Annotated in this window: 17 protein-coding genes; 8 read left to right on the top strand and 9 right to left on the bottom strand. The window is 73.4% G+C overall.

The window, feature by feature from the left end:
- Nucleotides 1–485 precede the first annotated feature (485 nt).
- The 4 genes from J2S46_RS14855 to J2S46_RS14870 form a co-directional block, all read right to left on the bottom strand.
- Nucleotides 486–1,238, bottom strand: coding sequence for a nucleoside/nucleotide kinase family protein (locus J2S46_RS14855; RefSeq protein ID WP_191289983.1), 753 nt, complete (start codon nt 1,236–1,238; stop codon nt 486–488).
- A gap of 124 nt (nt 1,239–1,362) precedes the next feature.
- Nucleotides 1,363–2,385 carry a S66 peptidase family protein gene (locus J2S46_RS14860; protein ID WP_191289984.1) on the bottom strand — a complete coding sequence of 341 codons (1,023 nt, stop codon included), beginning with the start codon at nt 2,383–2,385 and terminating at the stop codon, nt 1,363–1,365.
- A gap of 55 nt (nt 2,386–2,440) precedes the next feature.
- Nucleotides 2,441–3,493 (bottom strand): tryptophan--tRNA ligase, encoded by a 1,053-nt coding sequence (trpS, locus tag J2S46_RS14865; RefSeq protein ID WP_191289985.1) that lies wholly within the window; start codon nt 3,491–3,493, stop codon nt 2,441–2,443.
- Between the two features lie 197 nt (nt 3,494–3,690).
- A complete protein-coding gene (locus J2S46_RS14870) occupies nt 3,691–5,232 on the bottom strand; it encodes an APC family permease (RefSeq protein ID WP_191290140.1) in 1,542 nt (513 codons plus the stop codon).
- 401 nt (nt 5,233–5,633) lie between these two features.
- Here J2S46_RS14870 and J2S46_RS14875 point away from each other — a divergent pair, with 401 nt between their 5' ends.
- Together J2S46_RS14875 and J2S46_RS14880 are read left to right on the top strand one after the other, a co-directional pair.
- Nucleotides 5,634–6,725 carry an ABC transporter substrate-binding protein gene (locus J2S46_RS14875; RefSeq protein WP_229912702.1) on the top strand — a complete coding sequence of 364 codons (1,092 nt, stop codon included), beginning with the start codon at nt 5,634–5,636 and terminating at the stop codon, nt 6,723–6,725.
- Between the two features lie 203 nt (nt 6,726–6,928).
- Complete coding sequence (locus J2S46_RS14880; protein WP_191289986.1) at nt 6,929–7,999, top strand: hypothetical protein; 1,071 nt, start codon at nt 6,929–6,931, stop codon at nt 7,997–7,999.
- 89 nt (nt 8,000–8,088) lie between these two features.
- Here J2S46_RS14880 and J2S46_RS14885 read toward each other — a convergent pair whose 3' ends face one another.
- Nucleotides 8,089–8,718, bottom strand: coding sequence for an NUDIX hydrolase (locus tag J2S46_RS14885; RefSeq protein ID WP_191289987.1), 630 nt, complete (start codon nt 8,716–8,718; stop codon nt 8,089–8,091).
- Nucleotides 8,719–8,868: 150 nt separating this feature from the next.
- Between J2S46_RS14885 and J2S46_RS14890 the strand changes: the two genes are divergently transcribed.
- Nucleotides 8,869–9,759, top strand: a complete 891-nt coding sequence (locus J2S46_RS14890; protein WP_191289988.1) for an ATP-grasp domain-containing protein — start codon at nt 8,869–8,871, stop codon at nt 9,757–9,759.
- A 115-nt stretch (nt 9,760–9,874) separates the two neighbouring features.
- Here J2S46_RS14890 and J2S46_RS14895 read toward each other — a convergent pair whose 3' ends face one another.
- The gene (locus J2S46_RS14895) at nt 9,875–13,915 is read right to left on the bottom strand and encodes an ABC transporter ATP-binding protein (RefSeq protein ID WP_191289989.1); all 4,041 of its coding nucleotides are present in this window, start codon (nt 13,913–13,915) and stop codon (nt 9,875–9,877) included.
- 825 nt (nt 13,916–14,740) lie between these two features.
- Nucleotides 14,741–15,412 (bottom strand): TetR/AcrR family transcriptional regulator, encoded by a 672-nt coding sequence (locus J2S46_RS14900; RefSeq protein ID WP_191289990.1) that lies wholly within the window; start codon nt 15,410–15,412, stop codon nt 14,741–14,743.
- Nucleotides 15,413–15,543: 131 nt separating this feature from the next.
- Here J2S46_RS14900 and J2S46_RS14905 point away from each other — a divergent pair, with 131 nt between their 5' ends.
- The 4 genes from J2S46_RS14905 to J2S46_RS14920 all read left to right on the top strand — a co-directional run bounded on the left by J2S46_RS14905 (nt 15,544) and on the right by J2S46_RS14920 (nt 22,117).
- Nucleotides 15,544–17,325, top strand: a complete 1,782-nt coding sequence (locus tag J2S46_RS14905; protein ID WP_229912703.1) for a carboxyl transferase domain-containing protein — start codon at nt 15,544–15,546, stop codon at nt 17,323–17,325.
- 117 nt (nt 17,326–17,442) lie between these two features.
- Nucleotides 17,443–19,794, top strand: a complete 2,352-nt coding sequence (locus tag J2S46_RS14910) for an acetyl/propionyl/methylcrotonyl-CoA carboxylase subunit alpha (RefSeq protein ID WP_191289991.1) — start codon at nt 17,443–17,445, stop codon at nt 19,792–19,794.
- Nucleotides 19,795–19,820: 26 nt separating this feature from the next.
- Entirely contained in the window at nt 19,821–20,774 is a 954-nt protein-coding gene (locus J2S46_RS14915) for a hydroxymethylglutaryl-CoA lyase (protein ID WP_191290142.1), read from the top strand.
- Between the two features lie 152 nt (nt 20,775–20,926).
- Nucleotides 20,927–22,117, top strand: a complete 1,191-nt coding sequence (locus J2S46_RS14920) for an acyl-CoA dehydrogenase family protein (protein WP_191289992.1) — start codon at nt 20,927–20,929, stop codon at nt 22,115–22,117.
- A gap of 157 nt (nt 22,118–22,274) precedes the next feature.
- Here J2S46_RS14920 and J2S46_RS14925 read toward each other — a convergent pair whose 3' ends face one another.
- Nucleotides 22,275–22,763, bottom strand: coding sequence for a universal stress protein (locus tag J2S46_RS14925; RefSeq protein WP_191290143.1), 489 nt, complete (start codon nt 22,761–22,763; stop codon nt 22,275–22,277).
- Between the two features lie 1,017 nt (nt 22,764–23,780).
- On the opposite strand from J2S46_RS14925, the gene J2S46_RS14930 reads away from it, so the two are divergent.
- Entirely contained in the window at nt 23,781–25,043 is a 1,263-nt protein-coding gene (locus J2S46_RS14930; protein WP_191289993.1) for an HAD family hydrolase, read from the top strand.
- Here J2S46_RS14930 and J2S46_RS14935 read toward each other — a convergent pair.
- Entirely contained in the window at nt 25,019–25,882 is an 864-nt protein-coding gene (locus J2S46_RS14935) for a GNAT family N-acetyltransferase (RefSeq protein ID WP_191289994.1), read from the bottom strand. The two genes, J2S46_RS14930 and J2S46_RS14935, sit on opposite strands and share 25 nt — an antisense overlap.
- Between the last annotated feature and the right edge of the window lie 216 nt (nt 25,883–26,098).

Consider the following 26,098-nt stretch of genomic DNA (forward strand, 5'->3'; position numbering starts at 1 on the left):
CCAACCCCGATCAGAGATCGAGGCCGGGGATGTCAACATATCTGGCGTTGACTTTTGGCACGCTGTTGAGTTCTCAAGGAACGGACACTTCCTTCGAGCCACTCTCGTGAACTCTCCGGGCGCTTCGTTCGTGTTTCCAGCTTAGCAGATGTTTCCCGCTCCGTTTTCCGGAGTTTCGCTTCCCTGCCTTGCTTTCCTTTGGCCTTTCGGCACTCCCAGACTCTACCAGAGCCTTTCGTGCTTCCCGGCCTTCAGGAGGCTTTCGCCGGCCCGACCTGACGGTCCGTCCGACGACTCAAACTCTAGCCCAGCCCCGCCCCGAAAGGCGAATCCAAGCCAATCCGCTAAACACACACATGCCAATTAACCGCACAGGAATAGGCCGAAGCGAAAAACCCATGACGATGCGATGGAAGGTGGTTCATGGAGTGGCCGCCCCGGGACCGTCCGCGCTGACTGCGTGTCCGGTGCTCCCTGCCGAGCGACTAGTCAACACTACGCGCACCGGGCGTCCGAGGCAAACGGCCCGGCCGGACGATCCGGCTGCAGGCCGCGCGCGCCGCCTTCACGTACTCACCGTTCGGGTGGTCGTTCGAGCTGACCCGCTGTCGGGCCTCGGGTTCGGGCTGTCCGCCCGCCATGTGCCGGCGCAGGAGTCGCTCCTCCCGGACGCTGTCCTCGGCGTCGACGTACCAGAGTTCGCGGAGCAGGGTTCGGGCCTCGGGCCAGGGGGTCTCCGCCGAGGCGAGGTAGTTGCCCTCGGTGATGACCAGCCGGGTGCGCGGGGTGACGAGGTGGCGGGCGGCCACCGGCTCGTCCAGCTCGCGGTCGAAGTCGGGGACGTAGATGTCGTGGAAGCGGTCCTCGGCGACGCGGCGGAGCAGGGCGACGTACCCGTGGGCGTCGAAGGTGCTCGGGGCACCCTTGCGGGCTCGCAGGCCGAGGCGGTCCAGCTGGGTGTTGGAGAGGTGGAAGCCGTCCAGCGGGAGGTAGGCCGCGGCGTCGGGGCCCTCGGACCGGCAGACCTTGGCGACCAGGTACCGGGCGAGCGTGGACTTGCCCGCCGCGGGTGGACCGGTGAGGCCGAGGATCACGCGGCTGCCGCTGCCCCGCCCGCGCAGCAGGCCGACGGCCGGCTCCGTCAGATCGAGCGGATCGTCGAGGGCCTGCCGGCGGCCGTCCGTCGCCGGACCGGCCGGCGGCGCTGCCGTTTCGGTGTTCAGCGTGTCGTCGTGCATGGGCGCACCCTACTCAGCGCACCCGGCGGTACTCAGCCCACCCGGCGCTCGCCCCCGGAGGTGCAGGCGGCGGCGGTGCGCCTGGGAGCACCTCCCGCGCCTGGAGCGCCGTCGCCCGGACCGGTCAGTGCCCGCGTTCCGCCAGGGCCGGCACTTCGAGGGTCAGCGCACCGGCGTCCGCGTCGAGCAGGGCCGGCACCCCGAGCGGGACGGTGAGGCTGGAGGGGCCGTGGCCGAAGCCGAGCTCCCAGAGGACCGGGACGCCGAGCGGCCCGAGGCGGTCGAGCATGACCTCCCGCACCCGTTCCGGCCGGCCGCAGCCCGACCAGGAGCCGAGGGCCACGCCCGCCACGCCGTCCAGTGCTCCCGAGCGCAGGAGCTGGGTGAGGATCCGGTCGAGCTGGTAGGGCTGCTCGTTGACGTCCTCCAGGACGAGCACCGCGCCCTCGAAGGACGGCCGGGCTCCCGGCGTGCCCCGCTCGGCGGCCAGGACGGAGGCGCAGCCGCCCGCCGTGATCCCCCGGGCCCGCCCGGGTACCAGGGTGCCGGCGGTGGCCGAGTTCAGCACGGTCGTGGCGGCCGGCTGGAAGAGCGTGCGGCGCAGGTGCTCGGCGGTCGGCCCGTCGGTCAGGAAGGTCTGGGCGGAGACCATCGGCCCGTAGAGGGTGGCCAGTCCGAGGCGCTGGGCGAAGGCCTCGTGCAGGGAGGTCACGTCGCTGTAGCCGACCAGCACCTTGGGGGGTGCCGTCCGCAGGGCGTCCCAGTCGAGCAGGTCCACCATGCGGTGCACGCCGTACCCGCCGCGGGCGCAGACGACCGCGGCGATCGTGGGGTCGAGCCAGGCCGCCCGGAGGTCGGCGGCGCGGTCCGCGTCCCGGCCGGCCAGGTGGCCGAGGGCGGGGTGGGTGTCGAGGACGTGGGGTGCGACCTCGACCTCAAGCCCCCAGGAACGCAGGACGGCGCAGCCGGCGGTGAGCCGGTCCGGGTCGACCGGGCTGCTGGGGGCGACCACCGCGACGCGGTCCCCGGGGCGCAGGTGCGGGGGGCGGGTGAGTGCTCGCAGCCGTCCGGTCCGCGGGGGCGGCGGGTAGTGCGGGGGTGCCGGCCGGACCGGTCCGGCCGCCTGCTCGGGCGGGTGCTGAGCCATCGCCTGGTCCTCCCCGTTGGTGATGTCCGACTGACCAAGGTATGCCCGGCCCGGCTCAGGCCGATCCCACCGCCCCCATCGCGGCCCGCACCTCGGCCAGGGTCGCGTCGGCGACGGCGTTCGCACGTTCGGCGCCGGTGCGCAGGACCTGGCGGATGTGGGCGCGGTCGGCGGCGAGTTCCGCGCGGCGCGCCCGGATCGGTCGCAGGTGCTCGTTGACGGCCTCGGTGACGGTGCGTTTGAGGGCGGCCGCGCCGCCGTCGCCGATCTCCTCGGCCAGTTCTCCGGGCGTGCGGTCCTGGCAGAGGGCGGCGAGCTGGAGCAGGCCGGCGACCCCGGGCCGCCCGGCCGGGTCGTAGCTGATCCGGCGTTCGGCGTCCGTCCTGGCCCCGCGCACCAGGCGGGCGGTCTCGTCCTCGTCGGCGGCGAGCACGATGGCGTTGCCGCGGCTCTTGCTCATCTTGCCGCCGTCGGTGCCGGGCAGCAGGGGCGCTTCGGAGAGCAGCGCCCGTGGGCGCGGGAAGATGCCGGCGCCGTAGCGCTCGTTGAAGCGGCGGGCGACGGTGCGGGCGACCTCCAGGTGCGGGAGCTGGTCCTGGCCGACGGGTACCAGGTCGGCCTTGCAGAAGAGGATGTCGGCGGCCTGGTGCACGGGGTAGGTGAACATCAGGCCGCTGACGGCGGACTGCCGGGAGTGCGCGATCTCGTCCTTGACGGTGGGGTTGCGGCCGAGTTCGGCGACGCTGACCAGGCTGAGGAAGGGCAGCAGCAGCTGGTTGAGGGCCGGTACGGCGCTGTGGGCGAAGATCGTGGCGGATTCGGGGTCGAGTCCGGTGGCGAGGTAGTCGATCACCAGGTTCTCGCTGTGCTCCGCGAGCCGGTCGGCGATGTCGCGGTCGGTGATGACCTGGTAGTCAGCGACGACGACGAAGAGTTCGGCGCCCTGCCGCTGGAGGCGGACGCGGTTGCGCAGGGTGCCGAAGTAGTGGCCCAGGTGCAGCGGGCCGGTCGGGCGGTCGCCGGTGAGGACGCGGCGGCCGGCCGGTCCCTCCGGGTCGGTGCCCAGGTCGGCGGAGGCGGGCTCGGGCCGGGTGGTGGTGATGGTCATGGGGGTCTCCTCCGGTGGTCGCCGCCGTCCGGGCGGCCGCTGCACACGGGAGGAAACGCGGCAGGGCCGTCCGTAACGGACGGCCCTGGTCATGTCTGGGGTGGCCGTCCTAGGACGGCCACCAGCCCAGGCATGCGAAGCGCTTCATGATGTCGAGCATAGGGGACGGCGGGGCGTGGCGGGGTGGGCCGGAGCGGTCAGTCCTCCACGACGAGGGCCGGGGTGTCCTTGCGGAGCGTCTCGCCGCGGAAGAACTCCGGCCGGTACACGCCGTACCAGACCATCAGGACGGCGCCGAGCAGCAGGATGCCGACGCCGATGACGAAGACGGAGCCCATGCCGAGCACCGCGCCGCCGCCGTACCCGGTGTCCCAGGCGTCGGTGAGGGTCTTGAGGAAGACGCCCGCGAGCAGCAGTCCGCCGAGGAGCGGGGCGAGGCCCTTGAGCAGCAGGTCGCGAGCGCTGCGGCGGAGCTCGCGGCGGAAGTACCAGACGCAGGCGAAGGCCGTCAGCGCGTAGTAGAAGCAGATCATCAGACCGAGGGCCTTGATGGTGTCCTCGACGACGTGGTCGCTGATCAGCGTCATGCCGACGTAGAAGCCGGCGGTGGCGACGCCGGCCGCGACGGTGGCGTAGCCGGGGGTGCGGTGCTTGGGGTGGACGCTGCCGAAGCGCGGCGGGACGGCCTTGTAGGCGCTCATCGCGAGCAGCGTACGGGCGACCGGGATGAAGGTGGTCTGCAGGCTCGCGGCCGCGCTGGCGACGACGGCGAGGAAGAGCAGGATGCTCCAGGGGGTGCCGAGGACCGGCCGGGCCAGGGCCGCGAAGACGTTGTCGGCGGTCTCGGGGTTGCCGAGCCCGGTGCCGGTGGTGCCGACTCCGGCGAACATCTGCGCGGCGACGGCGACCAGGAGGTAGGAGGTGACCAGGGTGACCATCGAGATCATCGCGGCCCGGCCGGGGGTCCTGGCGCTGCCGAGGGTCTCCTCGTTCATGGTGAGGCAGGTGTCCCAGCCCCAGTACATGAAGATGGACAGGGACAGCCCGGCCGTGAAGGCGCTGAACGAGCCGACCTCCAGCGGGTTGAGCCAGCCCGGGGAGAAGCCCACCGAGTGCGGCAGGTCGCCGGCCGCCGCCTTGCCGATGGCGATGCCGGCGAACAGCAGCAGGACGGCCAGTTGCAGGCCGACCAGGCTGTACTGGAACCACTTGGTGGCGGTCATGCCCCGGTAGCTCATCGCGGTGGCCGCGGCGATCAGGGCGACCACGGTGAGCAGGTGGACGGCGGTGTTGTCGCCGAGGCCGGCGACGGTGTCGCTGCCGGTCATCTCGCCGAGCATCAGGTAGAGGAAATCGGTGGCGACGCCGGCCAGGTTGGACAGCACGATGATGGTCGCGACGGTCAGGCCCCAGCCGGCCATCCAGCCGATCCGCGGGCCGAAGGCCTTCACCGTCCAGGTGAAGGAGGTGCCGCAGTCGGGGAAGGCCTTGTTGAGCTCCTTGTACGCGAAGGCGACGAGCAGCATCGGCAGGAAGCCGGCCAGGAACACCGCGGGCATCCGGACGCCGACGGCGGTGACGGTGGGCCCGAGGGTCGCGGTGAGGCAGTAGACCGGGGCGACCGTGGAGACGCCGAGGACCACGCTGCTCAGCAGCCCGACGGAGTTGCCGCGTAGGCCCTTGTCCCCGGCCTCGCCGGGGGCGGGCCCCGGGCCGGGGAGGTCGCCGGTGGTGCCGATGGCCGGGACGCCTGTCGGGAGGACGGGCGTCGTTGCCCGTCCGCTGCTTCCGTGCTCCGAGAGCTGCTGATCAACCACCCCGGCACCCTAAGTACGAGGTCCGGTTCTGTGTAGGCCTGACCTGCGTGATCTGAAGCACTGTCTTCGATTCAAGTGATCAGATTGGACTTTGAGTGACATATCCATGGATCATTGACGAAGAGCCCTTGGTTTCGAAGGGGCAGGGCGGCTTTGATTTTCCTGTTACGTACGGGTTTGAGGCGATTTCTCCCCTGTGCAGGAGGCCGCCGGTCGGCCGCCGACCACCGTCGGATAGGTTTGCCTCACCTAATAAACCCGCCGATGGACCCCGGGCACCCCCCTGCCCGATCGCCGCCGGCCGTCGCAGTAGGAGCGCTCGCGTGGCCCCCACCCCCGCCGACCGGACCACCTCCCCCACCACCCGGCGGAGCTTCCTCGCCGCCGGCCTGACCGGCGGGGCCGTCCTCGGTCTCGGCGGGCTCCTCGCCGCCTGCGGCAGCTCCACCGGCGCGACGGACGCGGCCGCCCCCGCCGGCGGGGCCTCCCCGGACCAGAAGTCGGTCAAGCAGGGCGGCGACGACTACGCCACCGTGATCGAGCAGATGAAGGCCTTCGGCACCGACGCCGCCCCCGGCGTCTACCCCCGCACCGTCAAGCACGCGCTCGGCGAGACCGTGATCCCGGCCAGGCCGGTCCGGGTCGTCGTCCTGGACACCGGCGAACTCGACAACGTGGTCGCGCTCGGCATCCAGCCCGTCGGCGTGGTCCACACCGACGGTTCCAAGACCATGCCGTCCTACCTCAAGGACAAGGTCGGCAGCCCGGCCGACGTCGGCACCATCAACAGCCTCAACCTGGAGGCCATCGCCGCGCTCAAGCCGGACCTCATCCTCGGCAGCCAGCTGCGCGCCCAGGATCAGTACGCCTCGCTGTCGAAGATCGCGCCGACCGTCTTCTCGATCCGCCCCGGCTACCCCTGGAAGGAGAACTTCCTGCTGAACGCCAGCCCCTTCGGCCTCCAGCGGGAGGCCAAGGCGCTGCTCGCCGCCTACCAGGCCGCCGCCACCGCGGTGGGCGCCCGGCTCGGCGACAGGAAGCCCACGGTCAGCCCGCTGCGCTTCATGCCCGGCAAGACCCGGCTCTACGCCGGCCTCTCCTTCATCGGCACCATCCTCACCGACATCCCGATCCCGCAGCCGAAGATCGAACAGGTCAAGGAGCTCGCGGTCGAGATCAGCCCCGAGCAGATCGACAAGGCCGACGCGGACTGGGTCTTCTACGGCGTGTACGGCACACCCAGCTCCACCAACCAGGACGCCGTGCTCGGCGGCGCACTGTGGAAGACCCTCGGCGCCGTGAAGTCGGGCCAGGCCAGGCCGGTCTCGGACGAGACCTGGTTCCTGGGCCTCGGCGTGCTGGCCGCCGACGCGGTCCTGACCGACCTCAAGGGCTTCGTCGCCCCCGGCGCCTGAGGTCCCGGGGCCCCGCGCTGGAGGGCCCACCCCGGGGAGCCGGGCAGGAGGAGGGCCGGACCGGGGTACGGACGGTCATCACGGCCCGACTCCTCGGGGTTCCGTCAGCCGGTCCTCTTGGAGCTTGATCCCCCGGTCCTCTTGGAGCTTGATCCCGGGGTGCGGCAGGATCATCCGGACCGCACCTCGGAGGGCCCGCGCCGATGATCCCGCTCGACCAGACCGCAGCCGACCGTCCCCTGCCCGCGCCCGCCGGTCACGGGCCCGGCGCCGAGTGCTCCGTCGCAGCCGGAGCCGGAGCCGCCGACCCGACCGCAGGCCACCGGCCCGCGGGCCCGGCACCGGCCGACACCGTGCCGCAGCCCCGGCCGGCCGGCGGGACGCCGGACACCACCGCGGACAACCTGCGGGCCGGGCTGGGCGCCCGGCTCCGAACGGCCTACGAGCGCGGCGCGACCGTCGCCGAACTGGCGGCGGCCTGCCGCCGGACCGCGGCCGAGACCCGGGACCTGCTGCTGGCCGCCGGAACCGACCTCTCCCACCGGGTGCGGCTGCCCGCGCCGGGCGACCCGGACGCGCGGCCCGGCCGGGTGGCGGAGCAACAGTCCGAGCAGCGCCCGGTCCGGCAGGGCTCGGCTCAGCGGCCGGGCCAGCCCTCGGAGCAGCGCTCGGACCGGTCCGGGGCGCAGCCGGCCGAACGGGACGAGCGGGCGCCGGCAACCGGCCGGCCCGGGCGGGGAGCGCGGTCGGCGAACCGCTGGGCGCCCGCCGTGCTGTCCGCGACGGCCACCCCCAAGGTGGAACCGGCGCCCGCGAAGCGCCCCTCCCCCGCCCGCCGGCTGAGCCGGCTCCACCCGCGTCCGCAGGGCGACGCCGCCACCCCACCGGCGCCGGCGGAGCGCGGCGGGCCCGCGACCGTCCGGCCCGAGCCGGTCTCCGAGACCCCGCTCGGCATCCTGATCGGCGGGACCCCGAACCTGCCCGAGCCCGAGAACCGCCCGCAGGAGCGCCGGTACGTCCTGGCCGAGGCCCGGATGATCCGCCCCGGTCGCGGGACCTCCCTGGTCGTCCTCCCGTCGTGGCGGCCCGCGATCGCCGTCTCCGTACCGACCGAACAGCTGCTCGCCGCGACCGGACTCGAGTACGGGCAACTGCCCTGCGCCGTACTGTCGGTGTTCATCAATCCGGAGGCCCTGCACGACCGCGAGCTGGGGCTGCACGGCTGGCGCGTCCGGCCGGCCCGGCGCGGCGGCGCCCGGAACCGGCCCGCCTGAGCCACCGGCCGGGCCACGCCCCACCGGCGTGACCCGGCGTGACCCGGCGTGGCCTGGAGGAGGTCGGGCCGGTTCGGGCGCCTGCCCGATCAGGTGTCCGTGGCCTCCCGTGCGCTGCCGGCCGTCGCCGTCGTACCCGTCGCGGCGTTCGCGCCGCCGCCGGTGCCTGTCCCGTTGGCGATGTAGCCCAGATCGACCGGCTCGAACGCCGGGAGCGACCCGGGCGATCCGTCCCCGGGCCACCCCTTCGCCCGTACTCCGGCCAGCAGGGAGGGCAGTTGGGGCGGCCAGAGGGCGTCGGCCCGCTCGTCGGCGAGATCCGCCGTGGTCCACCAGCGCCAGTCGAGGATGCCGTCGGTGGCGTGGACGGAGCTGACGTCGCCGACCGGTCCGCGGTGCGGACCCACCGTCAGGAAGATGTGCTCGTACTGGCGGACCGGGATGCCGTGCCAGGTGAAGTCGTGCTCCCAGGTGCAGAGCAACGGGCCGGGCGCGAGGTCCGTCCAGCCGGTCTCCTCCCACAGCTCCCGCCGCGCGCCCTCGACCGGGCTCTCGCCGGGCTCGATGCCGCCGCCGGGCGACGTCCAGTGCACGCCGACCTCGACGTTGTCGGAGCGGAGCAGGAAGACCGAGCCGTCCTGGTCCAGCACCACCGTTCGAGCTGCCTGTCGGGGAGTCCGCTGCCGCTCACGCCTCAGGATCCGCATCGGGTTTCGCATCGGGTCACCCTCGCAGAGGCCGTCGGCGCCGTCGAGCGGATTCGGGCCCCGCCGGCGGCGCCGCGGGCGCGATGAGGGCCCGGCCGGTCCGCTCCGGCGGGCCGGTGAAAATGACGCCCGGGCGCGGGCCCGGTCCGTAGGCTGAACACCATGGCCGTACCCGTGATCCTCTTCCCCGCCGATCCGCTCGCGCCGCGGCGGCCGGACCCGCACTTCGCCTGGGAGGCCCGGCTGCTCAGGGAGTTGGGCGGCGACCACGCCCTGGTGGACCACGACGCGCTGCTCGCCGGGGACGCCGAGGCGGCCGTCCGGAGGGTGCCGGCCGGGATCGGCCCGCTCTGGTACCGCGGCTGGATGATTCCCGGTGCGCTGTACGCCCGCTTCGCGGACGCCCTCGACGCCCGCGGCGGCGCCCTGCTCACCAGTCCGGCCGGGTACACCTCCGCCCATGAACTCCCCGGCTGGTACCGGGTCTTCGAAGGCGCGACACCGGCCAGCGTCTGGATCCCGCTGGCCGCGCCGGGCCGTGCGCCGCGGCCCGAGCAGCTGGCGGCGGCCGCCGCGCGGCTCGGCGGGACGGGGGCGGCGATCGTCAAGGACTACGTGAAGTCCCGCAAGCACGAATGGGCGGAGGCCTGTTACATCCCGGAGCTCGCCGACCTGGCCGCGCTGGAGCGGGTGGTGTCCCGGTTCGTCGAACTGCAGGACGGCTTCCTGGCCGGCGGCGTGGTGCTGCGACGCTTCGAGGACTTCGCCCGGACGGCGGACGGCCGGGCGGCGGAGGCCCGGGTCTGGTGGCTGGACGGCGAGCCGGTGCTGGTCGGCCCGCATCCGGACACGCCCGGGCACACCCCCGCCCCGGACCTCACGGACGTCCGCCCCCTGGTCCGCGCCCTGGGCTGCCGCTTCGTCACGACCGATCTGGCCCAGCGGGCGGACGGCGCCGAATGGCGGGTGGTGGAGGTCGGGGACGGCCAGGTCAGCGATCTGCCGCCGGGCGTGGACGCCGCCGCGCTGCTGTCCTCGCTGATCACGGCCTGAACGACGCAGGCACCGGCTCCCCTGCCCAGGCCGGGACGGGAGAGCCGGTGCCGGGCGTCCGGCGGCTTCGGGTGCGGGTGCGGGTGCGGAGGGGCCCGACCGGCCGTACCGGCCGTCAGCGTCCGCCGACCGGCTCCGGGGCCGGGGCGGGGGCCGAGTGCGCGTCCGCGACGAACGCCTGCCAGAGCGCCGTGTAGGTACCACCCTTGGCCAGCAGTTCCGCGTGCGCGCCGTCCTCGACGATCCGGCCGTGGTCGAGGACGATCACCCGGTCGGCCCGCTCGGCGGTGGTCAGGCGGTGGGCGATGACCAGGGTGGTCCGGCCGCCGCTGAGCCGGTCGGCGGCGTGGTTCACGGCGGCCTCGGTGGCCAGGTCGAGCGCGGCCGTGGCCTCGTCCAGCAGCAGCACGTCCGGGTCGACCAGCTCGGCCCGGGCCAGGGCGATCAGCTGGCGCTGCCCGGCCGAGAGGTTACGGCCGCGGCCGGAGACCTCGTGGTCGTAGCCGCCGCGCAACCCGGAGATCATGTCGTGCGCGCCCACCGCCTTGGCGGCCGCCCGCACCTCGGCGTCGCTCGCGGACGGGCGCCCGTACGCGATGGCCTCGCGCACCGTGCCGGCGAAGAGGTAGGCCTCCTGGGGGACCACCCCGAGCCGGTGCCGGTACTCGGCCAGGTCGTAGCGGGTGATGTCGACGCCGTCGACCCGGACGGTGCCACTGGTGGCGTCGTAGAACCGGGCGACCAGCTTGACCAGCGTCGACTTGCCGGCCCCGGTCTCGCCGACCAGTGCCACCGTCTGCCCCGCCGGGATGTGCAGGGTGACGTCGGAGAGCACCTCCGGGTTGCCCGTGCCGCCCCCGTTGTAGGCGAATCCCACCCCGTCGAAGTCGATCTCGCCGCGCAGGTCGGTGACCGGCACCGGGTGCTCGGCGGCCGCGGTGTTGGTGGGGGTGCGCAGCAGCTCGCGGATCCGGCCCAGGCCGACCGCCGCCTGCTGGTACCCGTCGAAGACCTGCGAGAGCTGGTTGACCGGCGCGAAGAACAGGTCGATGTACAGCAGGTAGGCGACCAGCGCACCGACCGTGAGCGTGCCGGCCTCGACCCGCGAGGCGCCGGCGATTAGCACCAGTGCGGCCGCCACGCTGGAGAGGAACTGCACGAACGGGAAGTAGAGCGAGATGTAGAACTGGGCCCGCACCCGGGCGTCCCGGTAGGCGATGCCCCGGGCGACGAAGCGGGTGGTGTTGGTGTCCTGGCGGCGGAACGCCTGGACGATCCGCATGCCCGCGACGTTCTCCTGCAGATCGGCGTTGACCGTGCTGATCAGGTCGCGGGAGATCTCGTACTGGGCGGTCGACTTCCGGCGGAAGACCAGGGTCGCCACGATCAGGAACGGCAGCACCGCGAAGACCACCAGGGCCAGCCCGGCGTCGATGATCAGGAGGGCGGCGAAGATCCCGAAGAAGGTGAGCAGGCTGACCACGGCGGTCACCACACCGGTCTGCAGGAAGCTGGTCAGCGAGTCGAGGTCGGTGGTCATCCGGGTCAGGATGCGGCCGGACAGCTCGCGCTCGTAGTAGTCCAGGCCGAGCCGGTTGAGGTGCGCGAAGATCTTGATCCGGAGGGTGTAGAGCACCCGCTCGCCGGTGCGGCCGCTGACCCGGCTCTCGCCGGCCTGGACCAGCCAGTCCAGGAGGACCACCAGCAGCGCCGCCAGCGAGGCGACCGCGACACCCGTCATCGCGGCCTTGCTGACCCCGTCGTCGATCCCGTGCCTGATCAGGATCGGCAGCACCAGGCCCGCACCGGCGTCCAGCGCCACCAGCAGCAGGGCCAGGGTGAGCGGACGGCGGAAGGGCGCCAGCATCCGGCGGAGGCTGAAGTCCGGGTCGCCGGCCTCGGCCTCGGCGAGAGCGACGGCCGGCGTGTCGGTGGCGGGCGGCAGTTCGGCCACCTTGCCGAGCAGCTCGGGGCTCGCCGTCCGGGCGGCCTTGGCGAGGGCCTTCGTGGGCGGCGTCCGGGTGAAGGGTGACGCGTCGGACGCCGTCCCCGTCCCGCCTGCGGAGGCGGTGGAGGTGCCGGTGGTGCCGGTGGTGCCGGTGGTGGCGGCGGGGGCAGTGGTGCCGGCGGGGGCAGTGGTGCCGGCGGGGGCGGAGGCGGTGTCCGCCGGGGTGGTCGCGAGCGCGCCGACCGGTGACGGCCCGGTGGGCGACGGCTCGGCAAGGGCGGTACCGACGGGCGGGGCGACGGCGTCACCGGTGGTGGGCGCCGGGGAACGACCGGCCTCCGGGTCGGAGATCAGGGCCCGGTACTGGGGACATCGCTGGTCGAGTTCCTGATGCGTACCGATGTCGACCAGCCGGCCCTGGTCGAGGACGGCGATCCGGTCGGCCAGCTGCAGCGTGGAGCGGCGATGGGCGATCAGCAGCGTCGTCCGGCCGGCCATCACCGAGCGCAGCGCGTCGTGGATCTCCGCCTCGATCTGCGGGTCGACGGCCGAGGTGGCGTCGTCGAGCAGCAGGATCCGCGGGTCGGTGAGGATCGCCCGGGCGAGCGCGATGCGCTGGCGCTGGCCCCCGGAGAGGGTCAGGCCCTGCTCGCCGACCTTGGTCTCGTAGCCGGCGGGAAGCTCCCGGACGAACTCGTCCGCCTGGGCGATCCGCGCGGCGGCCTCGACCTGCTCGTCGGTCGCCTCCGGCCGCCCGTACGCGATGTTGGTCCGGACGCTCTCGGAGAACAGGAAGCTCTCCTCCGGCACGATGCCGACGGCCGCGCGCACCGAGTCGAGGGTCAGGTCGCGCAGGTCGTGCCCGTACAGGCGCACCGAACCCGCCGACGGGTCGTAGAACCGGGGGACGAGCTGCGCCACGGTGGACTTGCCGGACCCGGAGGACCCGACCAGCGCCAGGGTCTCGCCGGGGGCGAGCCGCAGGCTGAGCCGGTGCAGGACCGGGGTCGGATGCTCGGGGTCGTAGCGGAATTCGACCTCGTCGAACTCCAGGGCGAGCGCGGCGGACTGCCCGGCCGCGACGGCCGGCGCGGCGCCGGTGGCCGGGTCGCCGTCCGGGCCAGGGCGGCCTTCGGCGGCGCCCCGGCCGTCCACGGTTGCGGGGTCGCCCCCGCTGCCGGCGACCGGTGCCGCAGGGTGGGTGAGGTCCAGCGTGATGGCGTCCGGCCGCTCCTGGACCAGCGGACGCTCGTCGATCAGCTGGAGCACCCGCTCGACACCGGCCCGGGCCTGCTGGCCGACGGTGATGACCATGGTGAGCATCCGGACCGGGCCGGTCATCTGCGCGACATAGGTGGAGAAGGCCACGAAGGTGCCGAGCGAGACCTTGCCCTCGACCGCCAGCCAGCCGCCGAGGGCCAGCACGGCGACCTGCGCGAGCGCCGGAATGGCCTGCATCGCGGGGTTGTACCGGCTGGTCAGCCGGATCGAACGCAGCCGGGCCGCGAACAGGTCGCGCGAGGCGGCCTCCAGCTTGCCGAGCTCCTGCGCCTCCTGGCCGAAGCCCTTCACCACCCGGACCCCGCCGACGGCCTCGTCGACCACGCCCGCGACGGCCGCGGCCTCCTGCTGCGCGGCCCAGGTCGCCGGGAACAGCCGCTTGCGGCTGAGCACCGACACCCACCAGAGGGCGGGGCCCATCACCAGGGCGATCAGGGTGAGCGGGAGCGAGAGCCAGAGCATCACCGCGAGGGACATCACGAACATGACGACGTAGCCGGTCATCATCGGCAGCATGGAGAGCAAGCCGTTGATCAACTGCAGGTCGGAGGTGGCCCGGCCGACCACCTGGCCGGTGTCCAGGCGGTCCTGCCGGTGGCCGTCGAGCCGGCCCAGCGAGCGGAACAGGTCGCTGCGCAGGTCGTGCTGCACGTCGAGGGCGAGCTGGCCGCCGTAGTAGCGACGGATCTGGGTGCAGACGAAGACCAGCGCCGCCGCCCCCAGCAGAGCCACGGCCCACGGGGCCAGCGAGCGGGTGTGGGAGGTGATCACATCGTCGATGATCAGCTTGGTGATCAGCGGGACGAGGGCCGTCACGGCCATGCCGACCAGTGAGGCGCCGAAGGACAGCAGCACGCTGCGCCGGAACCGCCAGCAGTAGCCGACGAGCCGCCGCAACCAGCCCTGACCGGCCTCGTCCGACGTCATCGAACCGGACGCCGCCGAGCCGGGCCCGGAGCCCTCGGGCCCACGCGTGGAGCCGGCCGACGACAGGGCCGCCGGCGACGCGTCCGGCGACGGCGCCGCCGAAGCGGGTGCCTCCGGAGCCTGGGCTCCGGACGTCCGGGCCGCCGACGTCCGGGCCGCCGAATCGGCGGAACGGCCGCCTCGCATGCTGCCGCCCCGGGGTAGCTCCGCCGTAGAACCGTGAGTGTCAGACATATTTAGGGATACTAACCATTCCGTCGCGTGGCCGTCCAAGCAGATTCGGCCGGTCCGGAGTCCCGGCAGGCCGACCAGGCCCGTCGGGCCGACGGACGCACCAACAGCCACCGGGCTCCGGTGATTCCTTCACCGGCTTTCCCACCAGCCTGAACGATGCGCGCCGGGACGCACACCGGCCCGGCGACCCCGACCCGGCGGCCCATGGTCCTAGGACTCCCGACCGGTGGGGCGGGCCCCGCACGGCGCCGCGGCCCCGTGCCACCTTGCCGCGCAAGGGCCGACCGCGCATCCCACAGTACGCAGGGCGATGCCAGGTCGTGAGAACACCGGCGCCGGGCAGGGCCGGCCGAACGACAGTGCGGCAAAGGGACCCGCGCCCGAGGAAGGCGCGGCCGAGGGAACCGGGCCGAGCCTGCGGCGGGGGCGGTGGGGGCGGCGGCAGTGGCTGCCGGATCAGTGGGCGGCGCAGACGGGGGCGCCAGGGAGGCGCCAGGGAGGCGGCGCGGGAGGGGGCATGGGAGGGGGCAGTCGTACGACTCCGGCGGCTCCGCCGGACCGTCCCGTGCCTCCGGCCAACCGCCCGGGGCCTCAGGCCCCGCCGGGCCTGCCCGCCGATCGGGCGGCAGCCGCGAAGGCACCCTGGGCGAGGCTGTGCAGCAGCGCCGCCATGCTGTCGCGGGGCAGACCCGCCCATTCGCCCTGGGCCACGTTCGGACCGAGGCTGTGAGGTGTGGAGTTGAGCAGCCCGAAGACCGCGTGCACGGCCGCCCTGGCGACCGGTTCCTCGTCGGGGCCGGCCAGCGCCGGGAAGGCCTGCCGGACGACGTCCACCCAGAGTTCGAGGTAGCCGCGCTGCAGCCGCCGGACCCGGCGGCGGTCCTCCTCCTTGAGGTGCAGCAGTTCACGGTCATGGAGCGTGATCAGGTCCCGGTCGTCGAGCGCGAAATCGACGTGTCCGCTGATCAGGGCATCCAGGACACCCTGGGCGGCACCGTCGTCACCCGCCGGGCCACCCACGTTGTCACCCACCCGGCGGCGGCCCTCCTCCAGGAGTCGCTCACTGATGCCGACCAGCAGGTCGGCGAGCATCGCGTCCTTGCCGGCGAAGTGGCGGTAGAGGCCGGGGCCGCTGATCCCGACCGCCTTGCCGATCTCGTCGACGCCCACCCCGAGGAATCCCCGGGCGGCGAACAGCCGTGCCGCTTCCTTTCGGATCTGGTCACGGCGTGGGAGCGCGGCGGTGGCTGGGACGTTCGACATGCTGCCCATCGTAGACAGTCGGGTTATCGAGCGTTAACCTGGCTGCTGGAGTTAACGCTCATTAACTTGGGGGTTGCGCGGCTCACCCGGCCCGCCGCCCACCTGGTTCCGGGGGCAAGGGAGCTCTTGGGATGGTCTTCTCAACCGTCGGTGCATCGACCGGCGTATTCGGCAGCCCGAACGTCGGCCCGGCGTCGCGCCCATCCACGGCGCCGTCGGGCGGACACGGCGGCGCGGGCGGCCCGGGAGGTGCCGGTGCCTTCGGAGGCACCGGCGGAGCAGGCGCGGCCTCGGCTCCGGCCCCCCGGCTCGCCAGCGCCGCCGACCCCGGTTCGGACGCCTTCCGGTCCAACACCGCGGCCCATCAGGCGCTGGTCACGGAACTGCGCGCCAAGCTCGCCACGGCGGCGCTCGGCGGCGGGGCCAAGGCCCGCGCCCGCCACACCGCGCGGGGCAAGCTGCTCCCCCGCGACCGGGTGGACACCCTGCTCGACCCGGGCTCGCCCTTCCTGGAGCTCGCCCCGCTGGCCGCCGACGGGATGTACGACGGGGCCGCGCCGGCCGCCGGCGTCATCGCGGGGATCGGCCGGGTCGCCGGGCGCGAGGTCGTCGTGGTGGCCAACGACGCCACCGTCAAGGGCGGCACGTACTACCCGATGACGGTGAAGAAGCACCTGCGGGCCCAGGAGGTGGCGCTGGAGAACCGGCTGCCCTGCATCTACCTGGTGGACTCCGGCGGCGCCTTCCTCCCGATGCAGGACGAGGTCTTCCCGGACCGGGACCACTTCGGTCGGATCTTCTACAACCAGGCGCGGCTCTCCGCCGCCGGGATCCCGCAGATCGCCGCCGTGCTCGGCTCGTGCACCGCGGGCGGCGCGTACGTCCCGGCGATGAGCGACCAGGCGGTGATCGTCCGCGAGCAGGGCACCATCTTCCTGGGCGGCCCGCCGCTGGTGAAGGCGGCGACCGGTGAGGTGGTCACCGCCGAGGAACTGGGCGGCGGCGACCTGCACTCCCGCACCTCCGGCGTGACGGACCACCTGGCCGAGGACGACGCCCACGCGCTGTCCATCGTCCGGACCATCGTGGCCGGCCTCGGCCCCCGGGCCGCCAGGCCCTGGCCGCTCTCCCCCGCCGAACCCCCCGCGGTGGACCCGGCCGGACTCTACGGAGCCGTGCCGGTGGACCCGCGCACGCCGTACGACGTGCGCGAGGTGATCGCCCGGCTGGTCGACGGGAGCCGTTTCGCCGAGTTCAAGGCCGAGTACGGTGCCACCCTGGTGACCGGCTTCGCCCGGATCCACGGCCACCCGGTCGGCATCGTCGCCAACAACGGCGTGCTGTTCGCCGAGTCGGCCCTCAAGGGCGCCCACTTCATCGAACTGTGCGACCAGCGCGGCATCCCCCTCCTCTTCCTGCAGAACATCACCGGCTTCATGGTCGGCCGGCAGTACGAGGCCGGCGGCATCGCCAAGCACGGCGCCAAGATGGTCAACGCCGTCGCCTGCACCCGGGTACCCAAGCTGACGGTGGTCATCGGCGGCTCGTACGGAGCCGGCAACTACTCCATGTGCGGCCGGGCGTACTCACCCCGCTTCCTCTGGATGTGGCCCGGGGCCAAGATCTCGGTGATGGGCGGCGAGCAGGCCGCCTCGGTGCTGGCCACGGTGCGCCGCGACCAGGTGGAGGCGCAGGGCGGCGAGCCGTGGGCCGCCGAGGCCGAGGAGGAGTTCAAGCGGCCCGTCCGCGAACAGTACGAGCGGCAGGGCAACGCGTACTACGCGACCGCCCGGCTCTGGGACGACGGAGTCATCGACCCGATGGACACCCGGACCGTGCTCGGCCTCGCACTGACCGCCTGCTCCAACGCGCCGCTGCCCGCCCCCGGACCGTACGGCGTCTTCCGGATGTGAGCCGGACACGAGCCGGCCGGGCCCCCGGCCGGCGGTCGGCCCGCGCTCCGTCGTCGGCCGCCCCGTCCCGCACCTCCACTCCCTCGTACGGCTCCCTCGACCGGAGGAACCCCTCCCATGTTCGACACAGTTCTGGTCGCCAACCGTGGCGAGATCGCCGTCCGGGTGATCCGCACCCTCAGGCGGCTCGGCGTACGCTCGGTCGCCGTGTTCAGCGACGCGGACGCCGACGCACCGCACGTCCGTGAGGCCGATGTCGCCGTGCGGCTGGGGCCCCCCGACCGCAGTGACAGCTCGGCCGCCGAGACCTACCTCCGGACGGACCAGATCCTGGCGGCGGCCCGTCGCACCGGTGCCCAGGCCGTCCACCCCGGCTACGGCTTCCTCGCCGAGAACGCCTCCTTCGCGCGGGCCTGCGCCGATGCCGGTCTGGCCTTCATCGGCCCGCCTCCCACGGCCGTCGAGCTGATGGGCGACAAGATCAACGCCAAGGAGGCGGTCCGCGCCGCCGGCGTGCCGGTGGTACCCGGCAGCCAGGACACCTCTCCCACCGACGCCGAGCTCACCGCGGCCGCGGACGCGATCGGCTACCCCGTGCTGCTCAAGCCCTCCGCCGGCGGCGGCGGCAAGGGCATGCGGCTGGTCCGCGACCCGGCCGACCTCCCGGCCGAGATCGAGGCCGCCCGCCGGGTCGCCCGCACCGCCTTCGGCGACGACACCCTGCTGCTGGAACGCTGGATCGACCGGCCGCGGCACATCGAGGTGCAGGTGCTGGCCGACGCCCACGGCCGCACCGTCCACCTCGGCGAGCGCGAGTGCAGCCTGCAGCGCCGCCACCAGAAGCTGATCGAAGAGGCACCCTCCGTCCTGCTCAACCCCGAGACCCGCGCCGCGATGGGCGCGGCGGCCGTCCGGGCCGCCGAGGCCTGCGGATACACCGGGGCCGGCACCGTCGAATTCATCGTTCCCGGCCTGGACCCGACGGCCGACGAGCCGCCCGCCGGCGTCCTGGACTTCTTCTTCATGGAGATGAACACCCGGCTCCAGGTGGAACACCCCGTCACCGAACTCGCGATCGTCGTGGGCCGCGACACCGCGGACCCGCGGCGCCTGGACCTGGTCGAGTGGCAGCTGCGGATCGCCGCCGGCGAGACCCTGCCGTTCGACCAGTCGGACATCTCCTTCCTGGGCCACGCCATCGAGGCCCGGATCTGCGCGGAGGACCCGGAGCGGGACTTCCTGCCCACCGGCGGCCGCATCCTGCTGCTGGAGGAGCCGCAGGGCGAGGGCGTCCGCGTCGACTCGGGCGTCGCCGTCGGCACCGAGATCGCCAGCGCCTACGACCCCATGCTGGCCAAGGTGATCGCCTACGGGCCCGACCGGGCGACCGCCCTGCGCCGTCTTCGCGGCGCGCTCGCGGACACCCGGATCCTCGGCGTCACCACCAACACCGGCTTCCTGCGCCGGCTGCTCGCGCACCCCGATGTCGTCGCGGGCCGCCTCGACACCGGCCTGGTCGAACAGACCGCCCAGCAGAACCCCGTACTGCTGGCCTCTCCGTACTCCCCGGCCGGCGCCGCGGGCGAACCCGCCGTGGCCGACAACGCCCAGGCCCCGGCCGCCACCGCGGACGCAGTGCCCCCCTCCGGCACTGCCTCCTCGGCCGACGCGGCCGGCACCGGGACCGGTACGGACCTCGGGACGGGTGCCCACCCGGGTGCCACGCCCCCCGTACCGCCGACGCACCTCCTCTACTACGCGGCCGCCCTGACCCGGCAACTGGAACTCACGCCGCCGACGGCCCAGGACGACTGGACCGACCCCTTCTCCCTTCCGTCCGGCTGGCGCCTCGGCGGCGAACCCGCCTGGACCACCCACCGGCTGCGGGCCCCCGGCCAGGACCCCGTGTCGGTGAGCGTGCGCCCCGTCACTGCCCGCAACGTAGCCGAGGCCACTGACAATCCTTCAGGCAGTACCCCCGACCTGCACATCCGTATCGGCGACGGGCCCGTCCACCGGGCTCGGGCCGGACGGTCCGGCCGGCGACTGCACCTCACGGTCGACGGCCTGCAGACGACGTTCGCACACGCCACTGACAACCCGTCGGGCCAGCCCGCCGCCGGACCGGTGACCTGGCTCGGGATCGACGGCGACGCCTGGGCCCTGCACCCCTACGACCCGGTCGGGGACCGGGCGGCCGCCGGCGGCGCGCACCACGGCGCCCTGACCGCCCCGATGCCCGGCACCGTCACCGTGGTCAAGACCTCGGCCGGCGAGCAGGTCCGCCGGGGCCAGCCCCTGCTCGTCCTGGAGGCGATGAAGATGGAGCACGTGATCGCCGCGCCGCACGACGGCACGGTGAGCGAACTGCGCGCCGTCGCCGGCGCGACGGTGGCGATGGAGGAGGTCCTCGTCGTCGTCACGCCGGCCGACGAGCCGGCGCCCGCCCCCGCCGGGGTGACCTCGTGACCGCCCCCGCGCGCGAGCCCGACGCGCTGGACCTCGGCCTGCCCGCCCCGGTGCCGGCCCCGGACCTGCCCGCCGAGGTCCGCATCCACGAGGTGGGTCCGCGCGACGGCCTGCAGAACGAGAGCGGTCTCGTCCCGGTCGAGGTGAAGGCCGAGTTCATCGCCCGGCTGGCCGCGGCCGGTCTGCGGACCGTCGAGGCCAGCAGCTTCGTCCACCCGAAGTGGGTGCCGCAGCTCGCGGACGCGGAGGACCTGGTGCCCCGGCTCGCCGACCTGCCGGCCCGTCACCCGGGCCTCCGGCTGCCCGTCCTGGTCCCCAACGAACGCGGGCTCGACCGCGCGCTGGTCCACGGCGTGGGCGACATCGCGGTGTTCGCCAGCGCCACCGAGACCTTCGCCCGGCGCAACCTCAACCGGTCCGCCGACGAGGCGATGGCGATGTTCGAGCCGGTGGTCCGACGGGCCACCGAGGCCGGGCTGCGGGTCCGCGGCTACCTGTCGATGTGCTTCGGCGACCCGTGGGAGGGGCCGGTCCCGCCCGAGCAGGTGATCGGTTTCGGGGTCCGGCTGCTGGAGATGGGCTGCGAGGAGCTGAGCCTCGGCGACACCATCGGCGTCGCCACCCCGGGCCAGGTCGGCGCCCTGCTGGACGGGTTCGCCCGGGCAGGCGTGCCGTCCGGCCGGCTCGCCGTGCACTTCCACGACACCTACGGCCAGGCGCTCAGCAACACGCTGGCCGCGCTGCGCGCCGGGATCACCACGGTGGACGCCTCGGCCGGCGGCCTGGGCGGCTGCCCCTACGCGAAGAGCGCGACCGGCAACCTCGCCACCGAGGACCTGGTCTGGATGCTGCACGGCCTCGGCATCCGGACCGGCGTCGACCTCCGCGCACTGGTCGGGGCCAGCGCCTGGATGGCCGACCGGCTCGGCCGCCCCAGCCCCTCCCGCACCGTCCAGGCACTCGCCGGGGGCCGGGCCTGACCCCGGCCCCGCCCCCGGCAACCCCCGGGGCCGACCCGGCCGCTCGGCCGCTCGGCCCCCGCCCGACCCGGCGCACCGGTCACACCGTCGGACCGGCGCCGGCCATCCACTCACGCCCGCGGCCACCCCGGCCGGGCCCCAGGAGGATCACCATGCTCGATCACCGGCTGGATTCCGAGTACGAGGAACTGCGCCGCACCGTCGCCGAATTCGCCCAGGACGTGGTCGCCCCGAAGATCGGGGAGTTCTACGAGCAGGGCGAGTTCCCGTACGAGATCGTCAAGGAGATGGGGCGGCTCGGCCTGTTCGGCCTGCCCTTCCCCGAGGAGTACGGCGGCATGGGCGGCGACTACTTCGCGCTCGGCCTCGCCCTGGAGGAGCTCGCCCGGGTCGACTCCTCGGTGGCGATCACGCTGGAGGCGGCCGTGTCGCTGGGCGCGATGCCGATCTACCGGTACGGCACCGAGGAGCAGAAGCGCGAGTGGCTGCCCCGGCTGACCTCCGGCGAACTCCTCGGCGCCTTCGGTCTGACCGAGCCCGAGGGTGGCTCCGACGCCGGAGCCACCCGCACCACGGCCCGCTACGACGACGCCACCGACGAGTGGGTGATCAACGGCACCAAGTGCTTCATCACCAACTCCGGCACCGAGATCACCGGCCTGGTCACGGTCACCGCACTCACCGAACCGATCACTCGTTCGAGTGAAGAGGGTGGAAAGCTCTCGCCACAGCGGGAGATCTCCTCCATCATCGTGCCCACTGGAACGCCGGGCTTCCAGGTGTCGAAGAAGTACTCCAAGGTCGGATGGAACGCGTCCGACACCCGTGAACTGTCCTTCACCGACTGCCGCGTCCCCGCGGCCAACCTGCTGGGCGAGCGCGGCCGCGGCTACGCCCAGTTCCTGCGGATCCTCGACGAGGGCCGCATCGCCATCGCCGCCCTGGCCACCGGCCTGGCCCAGGGATGCGTCGACCAGTCGCTCACCTACGCCGCCACCCGTCGGGCCTTCGGCCGCCCGATCGGAGCCAACCAGGTCATCCAGTTCAAGCTCGCCGACATGGAGATGCGCGCCCACACCTCCCGCCTGGCCTGGCGGGACGCCGCCTCCCGGCTGCTGCACTCCGAACCCTTCAAGAAGGAGGCGGCCATCGCGAAGCTGTACTCCTCGGAGGCCGCCGTCGACAACGCCCGGGAAGCCACCCAGATCCACGGCGGCTACGGCTTCATGAACGAATTCCCGGTCGCCCGGTTCTGGCGCGACTGCAAGATCCTCGAAATCGGCGAAGGCACCTCGGAGGTCCAGCGCATGCTCATCGCCCGTGAGCTCGGCATGACACCCTGACGCGGCTCATCATCCGCCCCACCGAAGCTTCCTGGTACCGGGGCCGACCTCTTCGGGCCGCCTCGGCGGCGTCAACTCCGGCCGTCGGAGCACCGTAGCGCCACAGGACTGGTGGCCGACCCCCTCAGGTCGGCCACCGCCCGACACTGACGCAACGTCACGGAATGACAATGACAGGGCGGTTGGCCCGACGTGCCAGCCTGCCCGACACCGAACCGAAGATCTTTCCCAGGAGGCCGTGCGTGCTGCCGACGACAATCGCGTCGGCAGCGTACTCCCGGCCGACCTCCTCGATCTCGTGACAGATGTCGCCTCCGCGCTCCACCAGGATCCACGGCACACCGGAAAGGAAGTCCGCGCACGCCAGTTCCAGGCCGATGACCTCCGTCCGGTGGTCCGGCAGGTCGACGAAGACGGGAGGCTCGCATCCGGCCCAGACCGTGGCCGGCAACCGGTTCGCAACATGGACGATCACCAGGCCGCACTGCGAGCGGCGGGCCATCCCGACCGCGTAGGCGAGCGCACGCTCGCTCGACAGCGACCCGTCGAAGCCCACCACCACACCGTGCTGGAACACAGGGTCACAGGGGCGTACGGCCTCGTCCTGGGACAGCGGCAGGCCCGAGCTGCCGGCCGTGTCCGACATGCCCGAACGATCGGCGTCCGGCCCGATGCGTTCGGTCACGGCTCGCTCCGCACGGTCCCGGGTGTCCTCGCGCCGCTGGCGGGGCCGCGGCCAACCACGGCGCACGATGTCCAGCGGCCGAGCGGGGGGAAAGTACCCGCCCTCCGGGCCACCGGAGCTGCCGGAGTCGCTGGAGCCGCCGACCGGGCGCGCGGCGTCATCCGCCTCGACGGGTCGGGAAGTGTCATAACCAGCCATGGCTCAAAGCTCTTCGCATGAGATGGGCCGACAAGGGAGGACAACGCTGCCCAGGCAGCAGGCCCGCCCACGGCACGACATCGGACTGTGCCGAGCACCACCGTATGTGACCTGTTCCTTTCAGAGTACGACGGTCGAGGAGTCCGGCCCAGCGGCAGAGCTCCTGAACGACACCGTTCCCGCTAATGGAGGGGGCGCACCAGCACCGCCCAGCGCCCCTTTGCGCAGGCGTTCGCACCCTCGTACGGAAAGAGGTTCCCTGGAGCTTGACTGAGGACTCCCGGCTACGCAACAGGCCGGGCACACACCGTGACCGGACTGTCATAGAGAGGAACGCTCTCAACCCGCACCGGCACTCCCGGCCGGCACGCCCAGCCCGCTCGCACCCCCATGCGTCCCAGGGCGCGGCCAGAGCCTTCCGACGGACCGGAACACTCCGGCCGGTCCGACGCCCCGTGGCAGGCGCCTCCCGGCCCGTACCGGATGCCCGGCCGTCGACACCCGGCAGCAGCCACCCGCCTTCGAGCGGCCCGACATCCGGCGAAGCCGTCCCACCGAACCTGCCCGAACCCCACCAGCCCCACCGGCCCGCGACCCCGCCCGAGGCCCGCAACCGCCCGAGGCCCGCATGGGCGTCCACTCCAGGCCGGATGCTCCTGGCCGCCCGAGTCCCACACGCCACAGGGGCGAATGTTCCTGTTTCGGCCAATTCACACCAGTTCGCGACGGCAGTTGGCAATTGCCACGTGCATACCCAGCTGCACTGGCAGCATGCAGGACATGCCGCTGCTCCTGTTCGACCTCGACAACACCCTGCTGCCGCGGGACGCGGCCTTCCGGGCCTGGGCCCACGACTTCCTGACCGAACTGGGGCTGCCCCCCGCCGAACTCGACTGGCTCGCGACCATCGACGGTGGCGGGTACGTGCCGCGGAGCACCGTACTGTCAGCGGCCCGGCGTCGCTACGGGCTGGACCACTCCATCGACTTCCTGCTCGCCCACTACCGACGCGGCATCAACTCCCACATCCACTGCCCCACCCGGCACATGGATGCCCTGCGCGCGGCCCGCGCCGCGGGCTGGACACTCGGGATCGTCAGCAACGGCGGCACCCGCCCCCAGCTGGAGAAGATCCGCAACACCGGACTCGGCCCGCTGGTGGACGGCTGGGTCATCTCCGAGGAGGCCCAGTGCCTCAAGCCGGATCCGCTGATCTTCGAGATCGCCGCCCACCGCTGCGGCGTGGCGCCCACCGGGAACTGGGCCTCGGAGACCTGGATGATCGGCGACCATGCGCCCGCCGACATCGCGGGAGCCGAGCTGGCCGGTCTGCGCAGTGTGTGGCTGCACCACGATCGGCCCTGGTCGGAGCCCGGGTACCGGCCGACCCTCAGCGCACGGGGCCTCCCGGAGGCCGTCGGGCTGGTCCTGAGCGCCGCCAACGCCCCGAGCCCCCGGGTGGGCAGCCGCCCGGTCGGCCGACCCGACACCCGACGGAAGGCCTCTGCGGCCGCCCGGGCTGCCGTGGACGGACGGCTGGCTCCGTTGACCGAGGAAATGGAGGCAACCGACGCCCCGAGCGCCCCCGGGCCCGCCGCTGTCCGAAACCAGCCGGCTGCGGCGGTCGGTGTCGCGGCCGGGACCAGCCGTACTCCGAACGCCGAACCCGCGGCAGCGCCGAGGCCCCGGACCCGATTCGCCGTCCCGGCGGCCGGCGCGGCCGTTCTCGGCAGTGCGGCCGTTCTCAACGGTGCGGCCCTCCTCGGCAGCGGCGGCGCGACCGCCGCTGTGCCGACCACGACTGTGCCGACCACTGCTGCGCCCCCACCCGGCGGCGCGGCGCCCGTACCAGCTGCTTCCGTGGGTTACGCGGCCGGCTCACCCGCCCCTGTCACGGCCACCGCCACCGCCACCGCCACCGCCCAGCCCGTGTCCCCCGGGGCTCGGCCGTCCAGGACCGACCGGCCGGTGGCCGGTCGTGCCGACCCGGGCCCGCTTCGCTTCGAGCCGTCCGCGAACTACGCCTCGGAGGCCGCCGGGTAGCCCCACCACCGGGTGACGCCGTGCTCCACGAAGCCGAGCTTCCGGTAGAGGGGCTCGGCGAGCAGGGTGGCGACCAGGGTGGCCGGCCGGTCCGGGTGCGCCGCCAGCGCCGTCTCCAGGAGCGTGCGAGCCACGCCCTGGGAGCGATGGGCGGGGAGGGTGGCCGCCCAGTACACCCCCACCGTCCTGCCGTTGTCGTACGTCAGGCAGGCGCCGGCGTCCTGCCCCTGCACCCGGGCCCGCCAGGCCCGGATGCCCGGTTCGCCGAGCAGGTCCCGGGGCAGCATCCCGCCCCGGGTCACGGGCTGGTGCGCGGGGACGGGGAAGCCCTCGACCACCGTCCGCTCCACCGCCGCCAGGGCGTCCTCGTCGCGCGCCTCATCGACCGTCAGTTCGCTGCCGTACCGTCGCCGGGCACCCCAGCCCGGCGCCGCACCGACTTCCACACCACCGATACCAACGGCACCAGCGACACCAGCAGCCCCGGGCGTACCGCCGGCCCGACTCGGGACGGGGGCCGGCTCGCGGGTCATCACCGCCATGCCGAGGCCGTGCACGCACCCGAAGCGGGAGAGGTCCAGCCTCCCGTACGGATCCTCCAGGCAGAGCCGGGTCGTGCCCCAGGCTCGCAACACTCCCGCCAACTCCTCCTCCAGTGCGGCCGGTTCGCCGTAGGGCCGGGTCACCACCAGGCGGTGGGCATCGGTGGTGGTCCGGGCACACCGGACGGCGGTCCAGCCGGTTCGGTCGAGGTGTTCCCAGCCGTGCACCCGGGCCTGGGCGAGCCAGAAGTCGGCGGCGTTGTCGTTGGCCTGTTCGAGGCGGCTGTCCTTCTCCACCGCTGGACCATAGCCGGGAGGCCGCAACAGGCGCCTCACCCCCTTCGGCACTGTCCCGAGAGGGCCGGACGGGCGCACACTTCTACTGTGCGCGCCCCTCGTGTGCACCGCCTATTTTCGGTCAATCTCGGGCCGGTCGACCCCTCTTGGGCAAAGTCGCAGCCCACGGCGGCCGGCCGGGTCCGGCAGGGTCCGGCACCCCTGGAAAGGTCGTGC

This window comes from Kitasatospora herbaricolor (genome assembly GCF_030813695.1).
Lineage (GTDB): Bacteria > Actinomycetota > Actinomycetes > Streptomycetales > Streptomycetaceae > Kitasatospora > Kitasatospora herbaricolor.

Bases quoted from the DNA above. Each gene is read 5' to 3' on its own strand.
- J2S46_RS14855 (WP_191289983.1), bottom strand. From the start codon at position 1,238: ATGCACGACGACACGCTGAACACCGAAACGGCAGCGCCGCCGGCCGGT.
- J2S46_RS14860 (WP_191289984.1), bottom strand. From the start codon at position 2,385: ATGGCTCAGCACCCGCCCGAGCAGGCGGCCGGACCGGTCCGGCCGGCA.
- trpS (WP_191289985.1), bottom strand. From the start codon at position 3,493: ATGACCATCACCACCACCCGGCCCGAGCCCGCCTCCGCCGACCTGGGC.
- J2S46_RS14880 (WP_191289986.1), top strand. From the start codon at position 6,929: ATGATCCCGCTCGACCAGACCGCAGCCGACCGTCCCCTGCCCGCGCCC.
- J2S46_RS14885 (WP_191289987.1), bottom strand. From the start codon at position 8,718: ATGCGAAACCCGATGCGGATCCTGAGGCGTGAGCGGCAGCGGACTCCC.
- J2S46_RS14890 (WP_191289988.1), top strand. From the start codon at position 8,869: ATGGCCGTACCCGTGATCCTCTTCCCCGCCGATCCGCTCGCGCCGCGG.
- J2S46_RS14895 (WP_191289989.1), bottom strand. From the start codon at position 13,915: ATGACGTCGGACGAGGCCGGTCAGGGCTGGTTGCGGCGGCTCGTCGGC.
- J2S46_RS14900 (WP_191289990.1), bottom strand. From the start codon at position 15,412: ATGTCGAACGTCCCAGCCACCGCCGCGCTCCCACGCCGTGACCAGATC.
- J2S46_RS14905 (WP_229912703.1), top strand. From the start codon at position 15,544: ATGGTCTTCTCAACCGTCGGTGCATCGACCGGCGTATTCGGCAGCCCG.
- J2S46_RS14910 (WP_191289991.1), top strand. From the start codon at position 17,443: ATGTTCGACACAGTTCTGGTCGCCAACCGTGGCGAGATCGCCGTCCGG.
- J2S46_RS14920 (WP_191289992.1), top strand. From the start codon at position 20,927: ATGCTCGATCACCGGCTGGATTCCGAGTACGAGGAACTGCGCCGCACC.
- J2S46_RS14925 (WP_191290143.1), bottom strand. From the start codon at position 22,763: ATGTCGGACACGGCCGGCAGCTCGGGCCTGCCGCTGTCCCAGGACGAG.
- J2S46_RS14930 (WP_191289993.1), top strand. From the start codon at position 23,781: ATGCCGCTGCTCCTGTTCGACCTCGACAACACCCTGCTGCCGCGGGAC.